The 18,411-nt window shown below is 67.7% G+C and carries 12 protein-coding genes; 6 read left to right on the top strand and 6 right to left on the bottom strand.

Going from position 1 to position 18,411, the window contains the following annotated elements:
- The first annotated feature begins 21 nt into the window (after positions 1-21).
- Genes KVT39_RS26475 through KVT39_RS26490 form a run of 4 tightly spaced genes read left to right on the top strand, consistent with a single transcriptional unit; the run spans position 22 to position 3,369 of the window.
- Positions 22-330 carry a (2Fe-2S)-binding protein gene (locus KVT39_RS26475; protein ID WP_034182384.1) on the top strand — a complete coding sequence of 103 codons (309 nt, stop codon included), beginning with the start codon at positions 22-24 and terminating at the stop codon, positions 328-330.
- Positions 312-1,736, top strand: a complete 1,425-nt coding sequence (locus tag KVT39_RS26480) for an NAD(P)/FAD-dependent oxidoreductase (RefSeq protein WP_217590561.1) — start codon at positions 312-314, stop codon at positions 1,734-1,736. The genes KVT39_RS26475 and KVT39_RS26480 overlap by 19 nt, the downstream gene beginning before the upstream one ends.
- Complete coding sequence (locus KVT39_RS26485; RefSeq protein ID WP_175749182.1) at positions 1,736-2,887, top strand: FAD-binding oxidoreductase; 1,152 nt, start codon at positions 1,736-1,738, stop codon at positions 2,885-2,887. Before KVT39_RS26480 ends, KVT39_RS26485 begins: the two co-directional genes overlap by 1 nt.
- Positions 2,888-2,898: 11 nt before the next feature.
- Positions 2,899-3,369 (top strand): helix-turn-helix domain-containing protein, encoded by a 471-nt coding sequence (locus KVT39_RS26490; protein ID WP_217590562.1) that lies wholly within the window; start codon positions 2,899-2,901, stop codon positions 3,367-3,369.
- An 84-nt stretch (positions 3,370-3,453) separates the two neighbouring features.
- Here KVT39_RS26490 and KVT39_RS26495 read toward each other — a convergent pair whose 3' ends face one another.
- The 4 genes from KVT39_RS26495 to KVT39_RS26510 form a co-directional block, all read right to left on the bottom strand.
- Positions 3,454-3,864 (bottom strand): cupin domain-containing protein, encoded by a 411-nt coding sequence (locus KVT39_RS26495; protein ID WP_217590563.1) that lies wholly within the window; start codon positions 3,862-3,864, stop codon positions 3,454-3,456.
- Positions 3,857-5,038, bottom strand: coding sequence for a fumarylacetoacetate hydrolase family protein (locus KVT39_RS26500; RefSeq protein WP_217590564.1), 1,182 nt, complete (start codon positions 5,036-5,038; stop codon positions 3,857-3,859). Before KVT39_RS26500 ends, KVT39_RS26495 begins: the two co-directional genes overlap by 8 nt.
- A 32-nt stretch (positions 5,039-5,070) precedes the next feature.
- Positions 5,071-6,852, bottom strand: a complete 1,782-nt coding sequence (locus KVT39_RS26505; protein ID WP_217590565.1) for an IlvD/Edd family dehydratase — start codon at positions 6,850-6,852, stop codon at positions 5,071-5,073.
- Between the two features lie 205 nt (positions 6,853-7,057).
- Positions 7,058-8,095, bottom strand: coding sequence for a LacI family DNA-binding transcriptional regulator (locus KVT39_RS26510; RefSeq protein WP_175749177.1), 1,038 nt, complete (start codon positions 8,093-8,095; stop codon positions 7,058-7,060).
- Between the two features lie 286 nt (positions 8,096-8,381).
- Between KVT39_RS26510 and KVT39_RS26515 the strand changes: the two genes are divergently transcribed.
- Entirely contained in the window at positions 8,382-9,728 is a 1,347-nt protein-coding gene (locus tag KVT39_RS26515; protein WP_034182378.1) for an MFS transporter, read from the top strand.
- Positions 9,729-9,810: 82 nt separating this feature from the next.
- On the opposite strand, the gene KVT39_RS26520 is transcribed toward KVT39_RS26515, so the two are convergent.
- The gene (locus KVT39_RS26520; protein ID WP_217590566.1) at positions 9,811-12,159 is read right to left on the bottom strand and encodes a sensor histidine kinase; all 2,349 of its coding nucleotides are present in this window, start codon (positions 12,157-12,159) and stop codon (positions 9,811-9,813) included.
- A complete protein-coding gene (locus tag KVT39_RS26525; protein ID WP_034182376.1) occupies positions 12,152-12,985 on the bottom strand; it encodes a response regulator in 834 nt (277 codons plus the stop codon). Before KVT39_RS26525 ends, KVT39_RS26520 begins: the two co-directional genes overlap by 8 nt.
- Positions 12,986-14,428: 1,443 nt before the next feature.
- Here KVT39_RS26525 and KVT39_RS26530 point away from each other — a divergent pair.
- A complete protein-coding gene (locus tag KVT39_RS26530) occupies positions 14,429-18,400 on the top strand; it encodes a YadA-like family protein (RefSeq protein WP_217590567.1) in 3,972 nt (1,323 codons plus the stop codon).
- The last annotated feature ends 11 nt before the right edge of the window (positions 18,401-18,411 follow it).

The following is an 18,411-nucleotide window of genomic DNA, read 5'->3' on the forward strand; positions in this document are numbered from 1 at the left end:
CGCGCGACAGGAGGGTTGGATATGACAGGGCGATTCGTTCGTCTCGCCGAAACCGGGCGCCGTCCGGTCGCGTTCCGCGTCGACGGCCGCACGGTGAACGGGCTCGAAGGCGATACGCTGCTCGTCGCGATGCTGACGCAGGCCGGCCACGTGCGGCAGTCCGAGTTCGGCCCCGAGGCGCGGGCCGGTTTCTGCCTGATGGGCGCGTGTCAGGACTGCTGGGTCTGGACCGCCGACGGCGAGCGCCTGCGCGCGTGCACGACCGTCGTGCAGCCGGGCCTGGACATCGTCACCCGCCAACCGGAGGCGCAATGGTCGAGCCTCGCGTAATCGTCGTCGGCGCCGGGCCGGCCGGCGTGCGCTGCGCGCAGACGCTGGTGGAAGCCGGCGTGCGGCCGCTCGTGATCGACGAAGGCCGGCGCGACGGCGGCCAGATCTACCGGCGTCAGCCCGACATGTTCTCGCGCCCGTACGACAAGCTGTACGGCACCGAGGCCGCGCGCGCGAAAGACCTGCACGACACGTTCGAACGCCTGCGTGCTTCGCTGGACTACGCGCCCGACACGCTGGCCTGGAACGTGTCCGGCGGCGCGCTGTACACCGCGCACGACGGCGTGTCGGTGCGCCGCCCGTACGACGCGCTGGTGCTGTGCCCGGGCGCGACCGACCGGCTGATGCCCGTCAAGGGCTGGCAGTACGCGGGCACGTACAGCCTCGGCGCATCGCAGATCGCGCTGAAGGCGCAGGCGTGCGCGATCGGCGCGAACGTCGTGTTCATGGGCTCGGGCCCGCTGCTGTATCTCGTCGCGCACCAGTACGTGCAGGCCGGCGCGAAGGTCGCGGCGGTGCTCGACACGTCGCCCGCGGCGAACCGGCTGCGCGCGCTGCCGAAACTGCTCGCGCGGCCCGACGTGCTCGCGAAGGGCATCGCGCTCACGCGTGCGCTGAAGCGTGCCGGCGTGCGCATCGAGCACGGGATCGAGCCGCTCGAGATTCACGGCGATCCCGAGCAGGGCGTGTCGGCCGTCAGGTTTCGCACCGCCGCCGGCACCGCCGCGCTCATCGATTGCGACGCGGTCGCGCTCGGCTACCACCTGCGCGCCGAGACGCAGCTCGCGGATCTGGCCGGCTGCGCGTTCCGCTTCGACGGCGACACGCGGCAATGGCTGCCGCAGCTCGACGACATGGGGCGCAGCTCGGTCGCGGGCGTCTATCTGGCCGGCGACGGTGCGCGCGTGCTCGGCGCGGACGGCGCGGAAGCGGCGGGCCGCCTCGCGGCGCTCGCGCTGCTGACGGATCTCGGGCGGCCGGTCGACGCGCGCGCGGTCGCCGCGCTGCAGCGCGAACGCACGAAGATGGACCGTTTCCGCGCGGGGCTTGCGCAGGCGTTTCCGTGGCCCGCGCAACAGGCCGCGACGCTGTCCGACGACACGATCCTGTGCCGCTGCGAGGGCGTGAGCGTCGGCGAGCTGCGCCGTGTGATCCGCGACGAGGGCGCGTGCGACGCGAATCGCGCGAAGGCGTTCAGCCGCGTCGGGATGGGGCGCTGCCAGGGCCGCTACTGCGGCCACGCGGGGGCCGAGGTGATCGCCGCCGCAGCCGGCGTGCCGCTCGAGGCGGTCGGTCGCCTGCGCGGGCAGGCGCCCGTGAAGCCGCTGCCGGTCGCGCTGCGTGCGGCGGCGGGCGAGCCTCCCGCGCCGCGTGACGAAGCCGTGACGATGAAGGGGGACGAGTGATGCGGGCCGATGCGGATGTCGTGATCGTGGGCGGCGGCTTCATGGGCGCCGCGGCCGCGTTTTTCCTGCGCCGGCGCGGCCGCTCGGTGATCCTGCTCGAACGCGGGCTGATCGGGCAGCAGGCAAGCGGCGTCAATTTCGGCAACGTGCGGCGCCAGGGCCGCTACCTGCCGCAACTGCCGCTCGCGAACCGTTCCCGCGAGATCTGGAGCCGAATGCCCGAGCTGATCGGGCACAGCGCCGAATTCCTGCAGGTCGGGCACGTTCGCGTGTGCTACCGGCAGGAGCAGGACGACATGTTCGAGGCCTATGCGCGCGATGCCGCGCAATACGGGCTGAAGCTCGACCTGTATCGCGGCGCGGCGATGCGCGCGAAGTTTCCGTTTCTCGGCCCCGAGGTGCTGAGCGCGTCCCATTCGGCGCTGGACGGCCATGCGAACCCGCGCCTCGCCGCGCCGGCGTTCGGCCGCGCGGCGGCGCGCGCGGGTGCGCGGATCGAGGAGAACACCGCGATCGCGACCGTCGAGAAGGACGGCGACACGTTCCGCGCGACGAGCGCCGACGGCCGCGTGTTCTGCGCGCCGAACCTGCTCGTGACGGCCGGCGCGTGGGGCAACCAGCTCAGCACGCAGTTCGGCGAGCCGGTGCCGATCGCGGTCAACGGGCCGCAGATGTGCGTGACGGAGCCCGTGCCGTATTCGATCCTGCCGTCCGTCGGCGTATCGTCGCCGCATATCGAGGAAGTCGTGTACTTCCGGCAGGTCGAGCGCGGCAACATCGTGATCGGCGGCTGCGCGCGCGCGCCGGCCTATCTCGACGAACGGCGCGCGAAGGTGCTGCCCGAGAGCACGCTGCTGCAGTTCACGCAGCTTGCGCGCGTCGCACCGGCGCTGACGCGGCTGAACATCATTCGCGTGTGGAGCGGTGTCGAGGGCTACATGCCGGACGACCGGCCGATCATGGGGCGCAGCGCGAAGGTCGACGGGCTGTATTACGCGTTCGGCTTCTGCGGGCACGGCTTCCAGCTCGGCCCGGGCGTCGGCGACACGATGGCGGAGCTGATCGACACGGGCGCGACGAGCACGCCGATCGAGCCGTTCGCGATCGGGCGCTTCGCGATGCCGGCCGACGCGACGCACGCGACGACCTGATGGAGCCTCGCATGGGAGACGTTTTTCGTCACGCGATCGATCATGACGCGATTCGCCCGTTCGGCGTTGCGCAGCCCGTATCGCACGCCGTCGGCGGCGCGCTGCGCATCATCGAGACGTCGTACGCGCAGCCGTTGAGCATCGAGGCGCTCGCGGCGGTGGCCGGGCTGAGCGTGTCGCGTTTTGCCGCGCGCTTTCGCAGCGAGCTGGGCGTGTCGCCGCATCGCTATCTGTGCCTCGTGCGGGTGCGGCGCGCGCAGGACCTGCTGCGCGCGGGGCTGCCGCCGTCGGTCGTCGCGCCCGAGGTCGGGTTCTTCGACCAGAGCCATCTGTGCCGCCATTTCAGGAGAGTGCTCGGGCGCACGCCGCGCGATTATGTCGACCGGCCGAACGCGGCGCGGCCGAGCGGCGCACCGGCGTCGGGGCGGCGCGCAGCACCGGCGCGCGAGCAGGGCGCAGGCAGCACGGCGGCTTCGGCCTGACGTATCGCGGGTATCGGGGTTTCGGCGCTGGTTCGGCAACGGCAGGTCGGCCTGGGAGGGCTCGCTCCACGCCGACAGATGAACTCAGCGCACCCCACCCAACTGCTCGTCGATCGTCCGTGTCAGCGGTGACTCGACGTCGCCGGTATGCTTCGTCTGAACGGGTTCGATCAGGACGATCCAGCATTCGTCATCGGCGACCGGATTGTGCAGCGTGCCTTTCGGCACCACGTGCATCGAACCGGCGGGCAGATCGACGACACGGCCGCCTTCATATTCGATCTCGAGGTGCCCGCGCACGACGAACAACAGTTCGTCTTCGTGCGCATGGTCGTGCCGGACGAGCTGTCCGCGTACTCTTGCAACCTTCAGGTATTGAGCGTTGATCTGTGCGACGACTTTGGGCGACCAGTATTCCGACACGTCGCTGAATGCGCCTCCCACGTCCGCATCGTTCCGCGGTCGGCTGGATCGTCCATGAATGGCCTCACGCATCGAGCAGGCCGCGTGCGGCCAGGTTGGCATACAGGGCACGCACGCCGAAAGTCCACGGCGAGATCTCCGTGGAAAGCCGCACGGTGTTGACGAGCGCGCCGAGCATGGGCGTGGAGATGGTGACGCGGTCGCCCAGGTGGTGAGTGAATCCGCCGCCGGGTGCGTCGCGATCCTGGATCGGCGAGAACATCGTGCCCAGGAACAGCATGAAACCGTCGGGATACTGGTGATGCGCGCCGCAGGTCTGCGCGACGAGGTCGGCCGGGTCGCGGCTGATCTCGCGCATGTGGCTGATGCCGTCGAGGACGAAGCCGTCATCCGCGCCTTCGACGCGCAGCGACACGCTGGCCTGCCGCACGCTGTCCAGCGTGAAGCGGTCGTCGAACAGCCGCACGAACGGGCCGATCGCGCACGAGCCGTTGTTGTCCTTGCATTTGCCGAGGAGCAGCGCCGAGCGGCCTTCGATGTCGCGCAAGTTCACGTCATTGCCGAGCGTGGCGCCTACCGGCCTGCCGTCGCAGCTGACCGCCAGCACGATCTCCGGTTCCGGGTTGTTCCACACCGACACCGGCAGCAGGCCCACGTCCGCGCCGAAGCCCACTGCCGACATCGGCTGCGACTTGGAGAACACCTCGGCATCCGGGCCGATTCCGACTTCCATGTATTGCGACCACGCGCCGCGGCGCTCGAGTTCCGCCTTCAGGCGCATGGCGGCTTCGGAACCGGGAACGATCTTCGACAGGTCGGTGCCGATGGTCGCGGCCATGGTTTCGCGCACGTCCCTCGCTTTGGCGGGATCGCCGCCGGCCTGTTCTTCGATGACGCGTTCAATCAGGCTGACGGCAAAGGTGACGCCGCAAGCCTTGATGGCCTGCACATCGCATGGGGCGAGCAGGTGAGTGGCGCCGGGCGCGCCGTCCAGCGCCGCCTGCAGCAGCGGTTCGACGCGGCCGAGCGATTCGCCGGGGGCGGTGCGCGCGATTGCGACTGCGTCGGGACGGTCGAACAGGTCCGCGGTGGTCGGCACGATATGCGTGATGTCGAACATCTCGCCGCCGCGCACGGCGACGACGCTCGGGCCCGCGTGGGCACCATCGTGCCGCCAGACGCGGCCGATCAGCAGGGCCTGCGCAAGGTCGTGCGGCAGGCAGTCGGAAACGGAAGGAGTACGCATGGTCAGCTCGGCAAGAGTCGTGGGCGGTTGGGTCAGTGCGAATGGCGCGGATTACCGCGCTGCTCGATTACCTTCAGGTACAGCGTGGCCGGTTCGAGGCAGCCGCCGGTGGACAACTGGCCCACGAACCGGCGATAGAGTTCCTGCCAGGGCGTTTGTGCCGGCGGCACGGCGAAGCTTGCAGTCTCGCGGCGGCGCGCGAGTTCGTCTTCATCGACGAGCACGTCGACGCTGCGGCGATTCAGGTCCACGCGGATGCGGTCGTTCGTGCGCAGCAGGGCCAGGCCGCCGCCGACCGCCGCTTCCGGCGACATGTTCAGGATCGACGGGCTGGCCGACGTGCCGCTCTGGCGTCCATCACCCATGCATGGCAGCGACGTCACGCCACGCTTCACCAGGTCCGCGGGCGGTGCCATGTTGACGACTTCCGAGCTGCCCGGGTAACCGACCGTACCGCAGCCGCGGATCACCAGGATGCAGCGTTCGTCGATTTGCAGCCGAGGGTCGTTGATACGGGCGTGGTAGTCCTCGGGGCCATCGAAGACGATCGCGCGTGCCTCGAAGGTATTTTCCGCGCCCGGCTCGACAAGGTAGGTCTGGCGGAAGGCTTCGCCCACCACCGACATCTTCATGATGGCGCTGTCGAAGAAGTTGCCTGACAGCACCATGAAGCCGGCACCGTGCTTGAGCGGGTCTTCGGGCGTGCGGATCACGTCGCGGTCGGCGTCTTGCGCCGTGTCGGCGATCTCGCCGATCGCGCGACCGGACACGGTCAGGCAGTCGCGCTGCAGCAGGCCGGCCGCATCGAGTTGACGCAGCACCGCGGGCACGCCGCCGGCGCGGTGGAAGCTCTCCCCGAGGTATTCGCCGGCCGGCATGCAGTTGACGAGCAGCGGCACGGATTCACCCAGGCGCTGCCAGTCGTCCAGGCTCAGTTCCACGCCCATGTGGCGCGCAATGGCGATCAGGTGCGGCGGGCAGTTGGTCGACGCGCCGAGCGCGGAGGCGACGACGATGGCATTCTCGAACGCCGCGCGCGTCATGATCTTCGACGGGCGCATGTCTTCGCGAACGAGCTCGACAGCGCGCTTGCCGGTGGCGTAAGCCATCTGGCCGCGCTCGCGGTAGGCGGCCGGAATGCTCGCGCAGCCCGGCAGCGACATGCCCAGCGCCTCGGCCAGACTGTTCATCGACAGCGCCGTGCCCATGGTGTTGCAGTGTCCGATCGACGGCGACGATGCCGTGGTCAGCTTCATGAAGCCTTCGTAGTCGATATCGCCGGCAGCCAGCAGGTTGCGGGCGTGCCAGATCACCGTGCCCGAACCGACGCGCTTGCCCTCGTGCCAGCCGTCGAGCATCGGTCCACCCGACAGCACGATGGCGGGCATGTCCACGGTGGCCGCGGCCATCAGGCAGGCGGGGGTGGTCTTGTCGCAGCCGGTGGTCAGGACCACACCGTCCAGCGGAAAGCCATGCAACACCTCGACCAGCCCCAGGTAGGCCAGGTTTCGGTCGAGCGCGGCCGTGGGCCGGCGGCTCTGCTCGGCCAGCGGATGCACGGGGAATTCCATCGGAATGCCGCCCATGTCGCGGATACCCGCCTTGGTGCGCTCGGCCAGTTCGATGTGGTGGCGGTTGCACGGTGCCAGGTCGCTGCCCGTCTGCGCGATGCCGATGATGGGACGGCCCGACTGCAGCTCCTCACGCGTCAGCCCGTAGTTCATGAATCGCTCGACATAGAGCGCGGTCATGTCCGCATGGGCAGGGTCGTCAAACCATTCCTGGCTGCGCAGGCGGCGAGGGGTGTGTGACATGGTGCGCTGTCTCCGCATGGTTCTTCGTTCAGTTTTTTTGCCGGATAGTTACCGGTAACATACGAGCGGATGTTAGCACGGGGATTTTGCGTTGCGAAAGGGGATTTTGCGTGCGAGTGGGGGGATGAGGGCGCGAGCCGCTACGCAGTCGCGCCTCGATGCGCGACCCTTCTCGTGAAAGGCGGCAAACCTGGCCTTCAGCCCGTCAGGCGCTTTCCCGCGCGACGATCGTGTAGTCGATGCGGACGCTTTGCGATTCGATCCGTTCGCCGTCGTCACGCGCTTGCAGCGCTGCCAGCAAGGCCTCGCCCGTGCGCAGGCCGATGCCGTAGGCGTCGACCGACACCGTGGTGATGGTCGGGTGGCAGCATGTCGCCACTTCGAAGTTCCCGAAGCCGGCCACGGCCATGTCTGCCGGCACGGACAGTCCGCGCCGGTGGCATTCCATGATCGCGCCGAACGCCGACATGTCGCTCACGCACATCACCGCGTCGGTGTCCGGCCACATCTCCAGCAGTGCTGCCATGGCGGGGCCGCCGTGGCTCATGGTGATCGGCGATTCACCGAGCCGCACGACGCGCGGCTCGCACAGCCCCAGCGCCTTGATCTCCGACTGATACCCCTTGAGCCGGTCCAGGCCGCGGCGGTCCAACTCGCTGGCACCGCCGAGAAAGCCGATGCGCCGGTAACCTTGCCCGGCAAGGTGCCGCACCATCGCACGCGCGGCGCGCACGTTGGAGAAGCCCACGGCGGTGTCGATAGGATGCGTGGGGAGGTCCCACATCTCGACCACGGGAATGGCCGAGCGCTGCAGCACCTTGCGCGTCGCATCGGTGTGCTGCGCACCCGTCAGCGCGATGCAGCGCGGCTGGTGACGCAGCATGGAGCGCACCAGCCGTTCTTCACGTTCGAGGTCGTAGTCGGTGTCGCCGAGCAGCAGTTGCAGGCCATGCGGTTCGAGCGCATCGGTCAGGCCGCGCACGGTGTCCGAGAAGTTGGAGCTCGACAGCGACGGCACCAGCACCGCGACAAATTCCGACCGCCCCGACGACAGCGCACCCGCGGCAGCATCGGCCACGTAGCCGAGCTGGTCGATGGCCTTGCAGACCCGTTCGCGCGTCTCGGCTGCCACGCTGTGGCCGGCAAGCACGCGCGACACGGTCATCTTCGATACGCCGGCCAGGCGGGCTACGTCGGACATGCGGGGCGGTCCGGCAGGCCGGACGGCGGTGGGACTGGGCATCGGAATCGCGATCGGGGAAACATGAAAGGCTACATCATACCGGCGCGGCGTACCGTGCAGGCCGTCCGCTGCGCGCCCATTGCATCGTAGGGAAACCACTTGTTCGTCGGGACTTGAACTCGCCTGTCGTCGCATGCTACCTTCAAATCTGTTACCGGTATCAGAGCGCCGGTTGCTCCCGTCGTCTTGTCGACGGTTTTTTTTATCACCGGATGGTATCGGTAACATCGGCGAGCCGGCGAGCTCGCCGGTACGAAGAAGACCTACACAATCAGGAGACAATCCGATGCCAACCATCACGCAGACCGCTGCCGCGCCGGCCGCGGCCGACTCGTCCGAAGACGCCCTCTACCGCAAGGTCATGCGGCGCATCCTGCCATTGCTGCTGCTCTGCTACGTCGTGGCCTACCTGGACCGCGTCAACGTGGGCTTCGCCAAGCTGCAGATGCTCGATGACCTGAGCCTGAGCGACAGCGTCTATGCGTTCGGCGCCAGCGTGTTCTTCTGGGGCTATTTCCTGTTCGAGATGCCCAGCAACCTGCTGCTGCACCGGTACGGCGCACGCTTCTGGATCGCGCGGATCATGATCACATGGGGCATCGTGTCGTCGTCGATGGCCTTCATCGTGCCGCTCGCGCAGTTCTTCCACGTGCAGACGCCCACCATGTTCTACACGCTGCGCTTCCTGTTGGGTCTGTGTGAAGCCGGCTTTTTCCCGGGCGTCATCCTGTACATGAACTACTGGTTTCCGGCGCGCCGCCAGAGCGTGGCCATGTCGGGCTTCCTGGTGGCGATCCCGCTGAGCCTGACGCTGGGCAGCGTGGTTTCCGGCTGGCTGATGGAGCAGACGCACGGCCTGTCAGGCATGAGCGGCTGGCAATGGATGCTGCTGCTCGAAGGGTTGCCGTCGATCGTGGTGGCGTTCATCGTGCTGGCTTGCCTCGGCGACGGCCCGCGGTCGGCGAAGTGGCTGTCCGACCAGGAAAAGGCGGTGCTGTCGCGCAATCTCGAATCCGAGGCCGCGCACAAGTCGCACAGCGTCGGTGCCGCGTTGCGCAGCCCGCGTGTCTGGCTGCTTACCTTCATCCTTCTCACGTTCAATACAGGCTTCTACGGGCTGGCCTTCTGGCTGCCGTCGATCATTCGCGCGTCCGGCGTGCGGAGTCCGCTGCATATCGGCCTGCTTACTGCCATTCCGTACCTGACGGCAATTTTCGCGATGGTGTGGAACGCATCGCACTCGCGCAAGACGGGCGAACGCCGCCTGCATGCAGCGATTCCCGCGCTGATCGGCGGCGTCGGCCTGATCATGAGCGCGGCATGCGCGCAGAACGTGGCGCTGTCGATCGTGTTCCTGACCATCGCCACCTGCGGCATCCTGGCGCTGATGCCGATCTACTGGACCTTCCCGGGCCAGATTCTGTCCGGCACGGCCGCGGCCGCCGGCATTGCGCTGATCAACTCGGTGGGCAACCTGTCCGGTTTCACGGGCTCGATGATCACCGGCATCGCAAAGGAAATGACCGGCAACATCAACAACGGTACTTATGCACTGGGCGCTTGCCTGCTGGTCAGCTGTGCGCTGATCGCGTTGATTCCGCGTAGCATCCTGGTGCCCGCGGCCGAGCAGTAGGTCCTTGACAGTCGCTCGCGTCGTCGAGCGGGTCGATGGGCAGCGGCCGCGAATAGCGGTCGAGCGATGGGCCTCCGCGTGATCAGGCCTGCCCGGCCGCGTCCGTTTCGGCGTCGAACGACGCATCCGCGCTGCGCGCGCGTTTCAGCGAACCGGCGAGCTTCTCGATCGCGTGCAGATCGAGCGCGTCGAGGTGCTCGCGCATCGCCTGCACGAAGGCCGCATGGTCCGGCTCGTCCGCATGCTGGCCGAGCCACTCTTCGATATCGGTGAGCCGGCCGTCACCGGCGAGCCGGATCAGTTCGTCGAGCGCATCGTCGGACGGGCCGTGCAGCAACGGCGCGGCGATCTCCGGTTCGGCATCGTCCGCCGGCTGAAACCGCCGGACGAGTTCCGACGCCGGCACGAGCGCGTGCCCGACGGCCGGCGCGACGATCGGGAACGAGAACGACGTGCCGACGCCCGGCCGGCTGGCGACGGCCAGTTCGCCGCCCATCGCGTCGACGATGCGTTGCGCGATGAACAGGCCGAGCCCGGTTCCGCCGTTCACGGCCTGCACCTGCTGGTACGCGCGGAAGATGTCGCGGGTTCCGCTGACGTCGATCCCGATCCCCGTATCGGCGACCTCGAACAAGAGGCGCCACGCATCGCCTTCCCGCGCCGCATGAACCGACAGCGTGACCGTGCCGTCGCGCGTGAATTTCGACGCGTTGGACAGCAGGTTCAGCAGCACCTGCTGCAGCCGCATCCCGTCGATCGACACCATGCGCGGCAGCGGCGTGGCCGGCCGGTAGACGAACCGGTTGTCCTGCTGCGCGCACAGTGCGACCGCGTAGTGGCCGATGTCGTCGAGCAGGCCGGGCAGGTCGGTCGTATCCGGCGACACGCCGAGCGGCTGCAGTTCGGCCTTCGTGAACGCGAGCAGTTCGTCGATCAGCGCGAGCTGGTAGCGGATGCTGCGGTCGATCGACCGGATCAGCCGCGCCTGGCTGCGCGTCGCGCTTTGCAGCAGCAGCTTCGCGTAGCCGTTGATCGTCGACAGCGGCGCGCGCAGGTCGTGGCTGACATAGCCGAGCGTCTCGATCTTCTGCTGCATGTGCGTCGTCACCTGCTGCAGCGCGTCGTTGAGCGCGACCGTGCGCCGCGCGACTTCGTCGCGCAGGCGATCCTGTTCGGTGAGCTGGAAATGCTCGAGCCGTTCTCTGGCGTCGGTGCGCTGACGGCCCACGTGGTGGATCCACGCGGCCAGCACCAGCAGGTGCGTGGCGAGCCCGATGATCGCGATGACGGGGTTCGGATAGATATCGGACTTGAGCCAGAACAGGAACGGCGGCAGTGCGTCCATGCCGTCGAGCGTGCGCAGCAGGATGTTGAAGCAGGCGAGCGTAATCGCGATCAGCATCACGCGGCCGGTCGGCGTCCGGCGGATCGCGAGCGTCAGCGCGATGCCGACGTTCACGATCCCCAGCACGGTGTTCAACCGCAGGCAGAACCACGTGAAGGTCAGCAGGTCGCCGAAGGCGGCGCCGGCCATTCCCGCGCATTCGAGGCCGAGGATCGTCATGTAGACGGCGCGCACCGGGAGCCGCGCCTTCTCGCGATGCGCGACCAACAGAATGAACACGATGAAGAGCGAGACCGCCAGGTACGCGAAGATCACCTCGCCGCGCGCCGACCACTCGCGCGCGGCGGGCCACAGAGCCAACGCCGTGTAGCCGCGGTACGCCGCTTCGAACAGCGCCGTGCCCAGCGCCGTCGCGGCCAGTACGTAGAACATGCCGCTGCGCGAGAAGAACCCGATCAGCAGCGCGCACCACACGAGCGCGAGCAACCCGCCGAAGAAACCGAAGTCCCACATCGTGGCGCGCGACTCCTGCGCGTTCCATGCTTCGCGGGTGAACGCGGCCGGCGCGAGCCGCATTTCCTTGCGCGACGTGACGCGGATCAGCACCGGGATGCTTTCGCCGGCGCGCAGCGTGACGTCGAGTACCGGGTACCGCGATGGCTGCCGGTTTGCATCGCCGTCGGCATCGGCGGCGGGGAAGCGGCTGGCGAGTGTCCACTGGCCAGCCCGGTGCAGATAGAAGTCGGCATGGTCGACGCGCGCGTCGCGCAATACCAGTACCAGCGGGCGTACCGTGCTGCCCCGGTTGGCCAGCGTCGCGCGGACCCACCATGCCGACCGGGAAAACTCGACGTTGAACGATGGCGTGGTTGCCGCGGATTTACCGCGTGACGGATCGGCGAGCCGGGCGTCGACCTGATCGGCGGTCATCGTCCTTCCGGCATCCTCGAACACCGACACGGCTTCCAGTTGCGCGGGACTGGGCGTCGACGCGGCCCTGGCCGTCGCGCAGGTGACGGCCATCGCCATCAGAAGCAGCAGCAACGCGCGACATCCGGCTGCCCATGTCGCGTATCGCCTACGCATCGTGATGGTGCTCCCCGGGCGCGGGCGGCGCATTGACCGCATGGCGCTGGCGCCGCCAGTCGGACGGCGTGATGCCGAAGCGTTCCCGGAACGCCGTCGCGAAATTGCCGGGCGTGGAAAAGCCGATTTCCTCGGCGATGTCGCCGATCCCCATCGACGTTTCCGCGAGAAAGTGCATCGCGGCGCGCAGGCGCGTGTCGCGCAGATACTCGAACACCGTCTGGCCGAGATGATCGCGGAACACGCGGGACAGGCGCTTCTCGTGCGTGCCGACCTGTTTGGCGAGATCCTCGAGCGCCGGCGGATGGCGCAGGTTGCGCAGCAGCACCTCGCTCGCCGCGCGCACGACGGCTGCGTCGGGGTTGTCGGGCAGTTCGGGCAGGTGCGCAAACGGCTGGCTGCGCCGCGCGCGCTTCAGATGATTGCGGATCCGCGCAATCACTTCGGCCGGTTCGAACGGCTTGACGATGTAGTCGATCGCGCCGGTTTCGAGCCCCGCGATGCGGTCCTCGAGATCGCCCGCGGCCGTCAGGATGATCACCGGAATGGACTGCGTCGACGGCGTCGACGCCAGCAGCCGGCACGCGGCGAACCCGTCCATGCGCGGCATGCGCACGTCCATCAGGATCAGGTCGGGCGAGATGGCCTGCGCACGGTGATAGGCCTGCAGCCCGTCGAACGCGACGCTGATCCGGCACCGCGCGGCACGCAGGATCTCGGTCAGGAGCCGCAGGTCGTTCGGGCGATCGTCGACGACGAGAATATGTGCGTCAGCGAGATCCGGCGTGGAGCGAAGCGACGCCGGGCTGGACGAGCGGGATGACATGGTTGCGGACGGGTAGGGAGGTGGGCCTGACGGGCTGAAAGCATCGCTATGCGCGCGATTGTTGCGAAAAATTATATGCCGGCAACAGCACGATTGTGAGGATTCCGTGCGGCCTGTGTGGGCATATCCGGCGGGGTGTGACGCGTTGCCGGCAACGGCGTTCGGCGGAAAGCAAAAGAGGTGGAAAAACATGCCGAATTAACTTTTAATGTCGGTCTTTATTTCCGGTCTGGGGATTATATTTATTGAAATGGCCCGGTCGATGAATTCGGGCGTCTTGTGTCGAAAGTTGGTGTCGTTCGACATAAATTGAAGGCGCTGATTCGAGGCTTGCCTGATTAAGGTTTTATTGGCGGCCGGTCAGAATTTCTTTCTCGGAGAAATCGGATTTCGTGCCGGATTGTATGAATGTAAATGTCATCCGCTCTGGAAAAGGGTTTGTCCGCTCGGGAAAAGGTTTGCGTGGACGAATCCCTGCACACTAGCCCCGGCGCGGCTGGAATCGGTTCTTCGAGGCAACCGGTTTTGCGCGGACTTCTTGCGCTGTCGCATCCGGAGTCATGCGATATTCAATGTGACATTGAATGATGGAATTCTCAGAGTTTGGGCGTTCTGCAGCGGGCGGATAACTGGCACGAGGGTAATGCAAACTTCATAATTCTCCGAATGTGTTGATATACAAGATAAATCGGAAGGCTGTGAAGTTTTTTGGGGTTGAAGCATCGAGCAAGAAAAAATCGTCAAGGAAATTCGATCGATTAATTCGATGCAGGGGTCGTTCGGCAAGCCATCGGTTCTTTTCCGGAAATCCGGAAAGTGCGTTTGGCGGCCGAACGGAAAGAGGCAGCGGCTTCGCGTTGGCGGCCCGGCGATTCGATTCGTCCGGGCGCGGTCGCGCGAGGTGAGCTATCGAATCAGGCGGGCACGAAAAATATGAGCACGACAGGCACGGCAGGTCGACGCACCGGTTCGAGCGAACCGGCGGCGCATGCTTCAAACCCGGGGACTACGCAGCTCCATCCTCCTCCTGAATGAATCGCGGCGGGCCGCCCCGGGGTCTGGGCCGGCATCCGTCCATCCGGCGTCTGAACGACGCTTTCCCATGAGATTCGAGGTCGCCGCAGGTTCGGTGCGACGGCGCACGCGCGCGGATTCGCGGTGCGCGGTATATCGCGTCGCCGCTTTTCCTGCGAGGTCGGCTTCCATGATTCGATAACCGGCGATCGTCGTCGCGCATCGTGCCGAAGCGCACGTGCGGCGTGCGTTCGCGCGATCGCGATGGCGATCGGGAATGTCGTGCAGCGTTGTTCGAGCATTTATTTAGCTATCCAAAGTGAAGAACGGAGCGTCGCAGGACGGGCGGGAACGCAGAGGGATGCGTCGTCGCTTGTCGTTGCGTTCGCTGTTGCGTCATCCAGCACATGAGAACCGAGGGAAGACAAGATGAACAAGTCGTTCAAGTCGATCTGGAACGAAGCATTGGGGGCCTGGGTTGCGGCGTCGGAGCTTGACCGTGCGCGCGGCAAGCGCGTTGCGTCGTCGAGCAGCGCGGCGGAACGTACCGCGATCGGGGGTGCGGCGACACACGCGGGCATGCCTGCCGCTCCGTCGCTACGGCGGTTGGCCGTGCTGATGGCATCGGCGTATCTCGGCTTGTTCCATGTTGCTGCGCATGCGCAGTACTCGGCGGGTGGCGGGTCGGCAACCGGCGGCGCCAGTTCGATAGCGGTCGGCAACGGTTCGGCTGCGACGCAGGTGAATTCCACCGCATTCGGCAACCTGTCGACGGCAACGGGCGTTTCTGCCACCGCGCTGGGCCCGGGCGCACACGCAGTAGCCGACGGTTCGACGGCCATCGGCATCAACTCGCAGGCGACCGGTGTCAACAGCGCGGCGCTCGGCGTGCAGGCGATCGGTTCAGGCAGCTATTCGGTTGCCATCGGCAATCTCTCGAGCGCGACCCAAAGCGGAGCGGTGGCGATCGGCAGTGGCGCAGCCGCGACCGGCGTTGCCGCCATCGGGCTCGGCAACAATGCGCTGGCGTCCGGCCAGTATGCGGCCGCGCTCGGTCTCGGATCGAGCGCGGTGGGGGTTCAGAGCATTGCGCTCGGCTACGCGTCGCATGCCACCGATACGGGGACCGTCGCAATCGGCAACCAGTCGACGAGTTCAGGAGCGGCAGCCGTTGCGGTGGGCAGCGGGGCGCTGGCGTCCGGCAATTCCGGCGTCGCGATGGGCGTCAACAGCGGCGCGAAGGGCGGCTCGTCGATCGCGATCGGCTGGGGCGGCGTTGCCGGCGTGCCGGGATCGGGCACGCAGTCGCTCGGCACCAGCTCGATCGCGCTGGGTTCGAGCACGACGGCGGGCGCCGACCAATCGATGGCGTTCGGCCTGAGCGCGAATACGTCGGGCATCAGTTCGATCGCGATGGGCGTGCAGGCGACCGCGACGCAGCAGTTCGCCGTCGCGTTCGGCAATCTCGCGCGCGCGACCGGCATATCGGCGACCGCATTGGGCCCCGGTGCGACGGCGTCGGCCATCAATTCGACCGCAATCGGCATCAACAGCGTTGCGGCCGCGGGATCCACCATCGCGATCGGCGACACCAACTCGGTCGCCGCTGCCGCGGGCGCGGGCTCGATCGCCGGCGGCAACAACTCGAAGGTGCTGGCGGGTACCGGCGCCGTCGCGCTCGGCCAGGGCCAGACGGTCAGCGGCAACGGCGCGGTGGCGATCGGCGACCCGAGCACCGCGATCGGCACCGGCGCGGTCACGGCCGGTTCGAACAACACGGCGAACGGCGACGGCGCGGTGGCGATCGGCAATTCGAACAACGCGCAGGGCGTCGGCTCGCTCGCGCTCGGCAACACGTCGACGGCCGCGGCCGCGGGCTCGGTGGCGTTCGGCGCATCGGCCGTGGCGAACAACGCGGGCGATGTCGCGCTCGGCTCCGGTTCGACGACGGCTGCACCGCATCCGACGTCGAGCGCGACGATCGGCGGCGTCACGTACACCTTCCAGGGCACGACGCCGACCAGCGTCGTCAGCGTCGGCGCGTCGGGCAGCGAACGCCAGATCACCAACGTCGCGGCCGGGCGCATCAATTCGGCGAGTACGGACGCGATCAACGGGTCGCAGCTCGATGCGACGAATCAGGCGGTCACGTCGCTGTCGACGTCGACGGTGTCGAGCATTACGTCGTTGTCGACCTCCACGTCGACGGTGGTCGGCTCGCTGTCCACCGGCCTGAGTTCGACCAACAGCACGGTCACGTCGTTGTCGACCGCCACGTCGACAAGCATCGGCTCGTTGTCCACCGGCCTGTCGAGCGCGAACAGCTCGATCACGTCGCTGTCGACGTCGACCTCGACGATCGTCGGTTCGCTGTCCACCGGCGTCGCTTCGCTGTCGACCGGCCTGAGCACGACGAACAGCAGCGTGACGTCGCTGTCGACCGCCACGTCGACGAGCATCGGTTCGCTGTCCACCGGCCTCAGCTCGACGACGAGCTCGATCACGTCGCTGTCCACGTCGACCTCGACGATCGTCGGCTCGCTGTCCACCGGCCTGTCGAGCACGAACAGCAACCTGACGTCGCTGTCGACCGCGACGTCGACGGGCATCGGTTCGTTGTCGACCAGCCTCAGCTCGATCACGTCGAACAACACCAATCTCGGCAACAGCACGGCCGGCGCGATCGGCGGCGGGGCGACCTACGATCCGACGACCGGGACGATCTCGGCGCCGTCGTACGTGACGTACAACAGCGACGGCTCGACGACGATCAACAACAACGTCGGCTCGGCGATCGACAACATCAACGCGCACGGCACCAAGTATTTCCACGCGAACTCGACCGCGCCGGACAGCCAGGCGCTCGGCGTCGACAGCGTCGCGATCGGCCCGAACGCGGTCGCGAGGGTGGACGGCAGCATCGCGCTCGGCGCCGGCTCGGTGGTCGATCGTGCGACGGTGCCGGCTTCCGGCGTGATCCGCAACGGCAGCGCGTCGATCCCGTTCAACACGACCGACCAGACGCTGCTGGGCGCGGTATCGGTCGGCGACGCGGCGAGCAGGACGTATCGCCAGATCACCAACGTCGCGGACGGCACCGGCCAGCAGGATGCGGTGACCGTGCGGCAGCTGGCCGGCGCGCTGCAGTCGTTCGCGGTCACGAGCCAGAAGTATTTCCATGCGAACTCGACGGCCGTGGACTCGCTCGCGGTCGGTGCGGAGTCGATCGCGGTCGGCCCGACGACGGTCGTCAACGGCGATAACGGCGTGGGCATCGGCAACGGTGCGATCGTCGACGCCACCGCGCCGGGCGGCGTCGCGATCGGGCAGGCGGCGAGTTCCGCGCAGGCCGATGCGATCGCGCTCGGCAGCGGCGCGACGGCCACCGGCGCGCAGTCGGTCGCGCAGGGCGCCAATACGGTCGCGGCCAGCGTCGGCAGCGTCGCGATCGGATCGGGCGCGCGCAGCAACGCGACCGACGCGCTCGCGCTCGGCGCCGGCGCGTCGGCGACGCTGGCGAACAGCGTCGCGCTCGGCGCGGGTTCGCTGACCACGGTCGGCGCGCAGACGAACTACATCGCGTACGGGCTGAGCAGCCCGCAGTCGTCGGCCGGCGAAGTGAACGTCGGCAACCGGCAGATCACCGGCCTCGCGGCCGGCAAGAGCGGCACCGATGCGGTGAACGTGTCGCAGCTCGATTCGGTCGCCAACCAGTTGACGACGCTGATCAACCAGCGCACGTCGAACCTCGGCGGTTCGTACACGTCGAATCCGGCCGGCTCCAACGTGCCGCCGGGATCGACCGGGTCGAACTCGTCGGCGGGCGGCTCGGGCGCGGTCGCATCGGGCTCGAACAGCACGGCGGTCGGCAACGGGTCGCTGGCGTCCGGCAACGGGTCGACCGCGATCGGGGTCGGGTCGACCGCGTCGGGCAGCAACTCGGCCGCGATCGGCACGGGCAGCAACGACGGCGGCCGCTCGAACGTCGTCGCGGTCGGCTCGGCGGATTCGGCGCGCCAGGTCGTCAACGTCGCGGCCGGCACGCAGGGCACCGATGCGGTCAACGTGAACCAGCTGAACGCCAGCGTCGGCAACACGCTGTCGCAGGCGAACAGCTACACGGACGGCCAGGTCGCCGGCTTGCGCAACAGCCTCGACAGCTACCGCCGCGATGCGGACGGCGGCACGGCGACGGCGATGGCCGTGGCCGGCCTGCCGCAACCGTCCGGCCCGGGCAAGAGCATGGTCGCGCTGGCCGGCAGCGTGTATCGCGGCCAGTCCGGGCAGGCGCTCGGTATTTCGACGATTTCGGAGAACAACCACTGGATCTACAAGGCGGCCGTCTCGACCAACACGCGCGGCACGTATGGCGCGGTGGTCGGTGCCGGGTATCAGTGGTGAGCCGCGAACCG

The organism is Burkholderia sp. GbtcB21 (assembly GCF_019091065.1).
Lineage (GTDB): Bacteria > Pseudomonadota > Gammaproteobacteria > Burkholderiales > Burkholderiaceae > Burkholderia > Burkholderia pyrrocinia_C.

Excerpts from the sequence above, each read along its gene's own strand:
- KVT39_RS26475 (WP_034182384.1), top strand. The coding sequence starts at position 22 with ATGACAGGGCGATTCGTTCGTCTCGCCGAAACCGGGCGCCGTCCGGTC.
- KVT39_RS26480 (WP_217590561.1), top strand. The coding sequence starts at position 312 with ATGGTCGAGCCTCGCGTAATCGTCGTCGGCGCCGGGCCGGCCGGCGTG.
- KVT39_RS26485 (WP_175749182.1), top strand. The coding sequence starts at position 1,736 with ATGCGGGCCGATGCGGATGTCGTGATCGTGGGCGGCGGCTTCATGGGC.
- KVT39_RS26490 (WP_217590562.1), top strand. The coding sequence starts at position 2,899 with ATGGGAGACGTTTTTCGTCACGCGATCGATCATGACGCGATTCGCCCG.
- KVT39_RS26495 (WP_217590563.1), bottom strand. The coding sequence starts at position 3,864 with ATGCGTGAGGCCATTCATGGACGATCCAGCCGACCGCGGAACGATGCG.
- KVT39_RS26500 (WP_217590564.1), bottom strand. The coding sequence starts at position 5,038 with ATGCGTACTCCTTCCGTTTCCGACTGCCTGCCGCACGACCTTGCGCAG.
- KVT39_RS26505 (WP_217590565.1), bottom strand. The coding sequence starts at position 6,852 with ATGTCACACACCCCTCGCCGCCTGCGCAGCCAGGAATGGTTTGACGAC.
- KVT39_RS26510 (WP_175749177.1), bottom strand. The coding sequence starts at position 8,095 with ATGCCCAGTCCCACCGCCGTCCGGCCTGCCGGACCGCCCCGCATGTCC.
- KVT39_RS26515 (WP_034182378.1), top strand. The coding sequence starts at position 8,382 with ATGCCAACCATCACGCAGACCGCTGCCGCGCCGGCCGCGGCCGACTCG.
- KVT39_RS26520 (WP_217590566.1), bottom strand. The coding sequence starts at position 12,159 with ATGCGTAGGCGATACGCGACATGGGCAGCCGGATGTCGCGCGTTGCTG.
- KVT39_RS26525 (WP_034182376.1), bottom strand. The coding sequence starts at position 12,985 with ATGTCATCCCGCTCGTCCAGCCCGGCGTCGCTTCGCTCCACGCCGGAT.
- KVT39_RS26530 (WP_217590567.1), top strand. The coding sequence starts at position 14,429 with ATGAACAAGTCGTTCAAGTCGATCTGGAACGAAGCATTGGGGGCCTGG.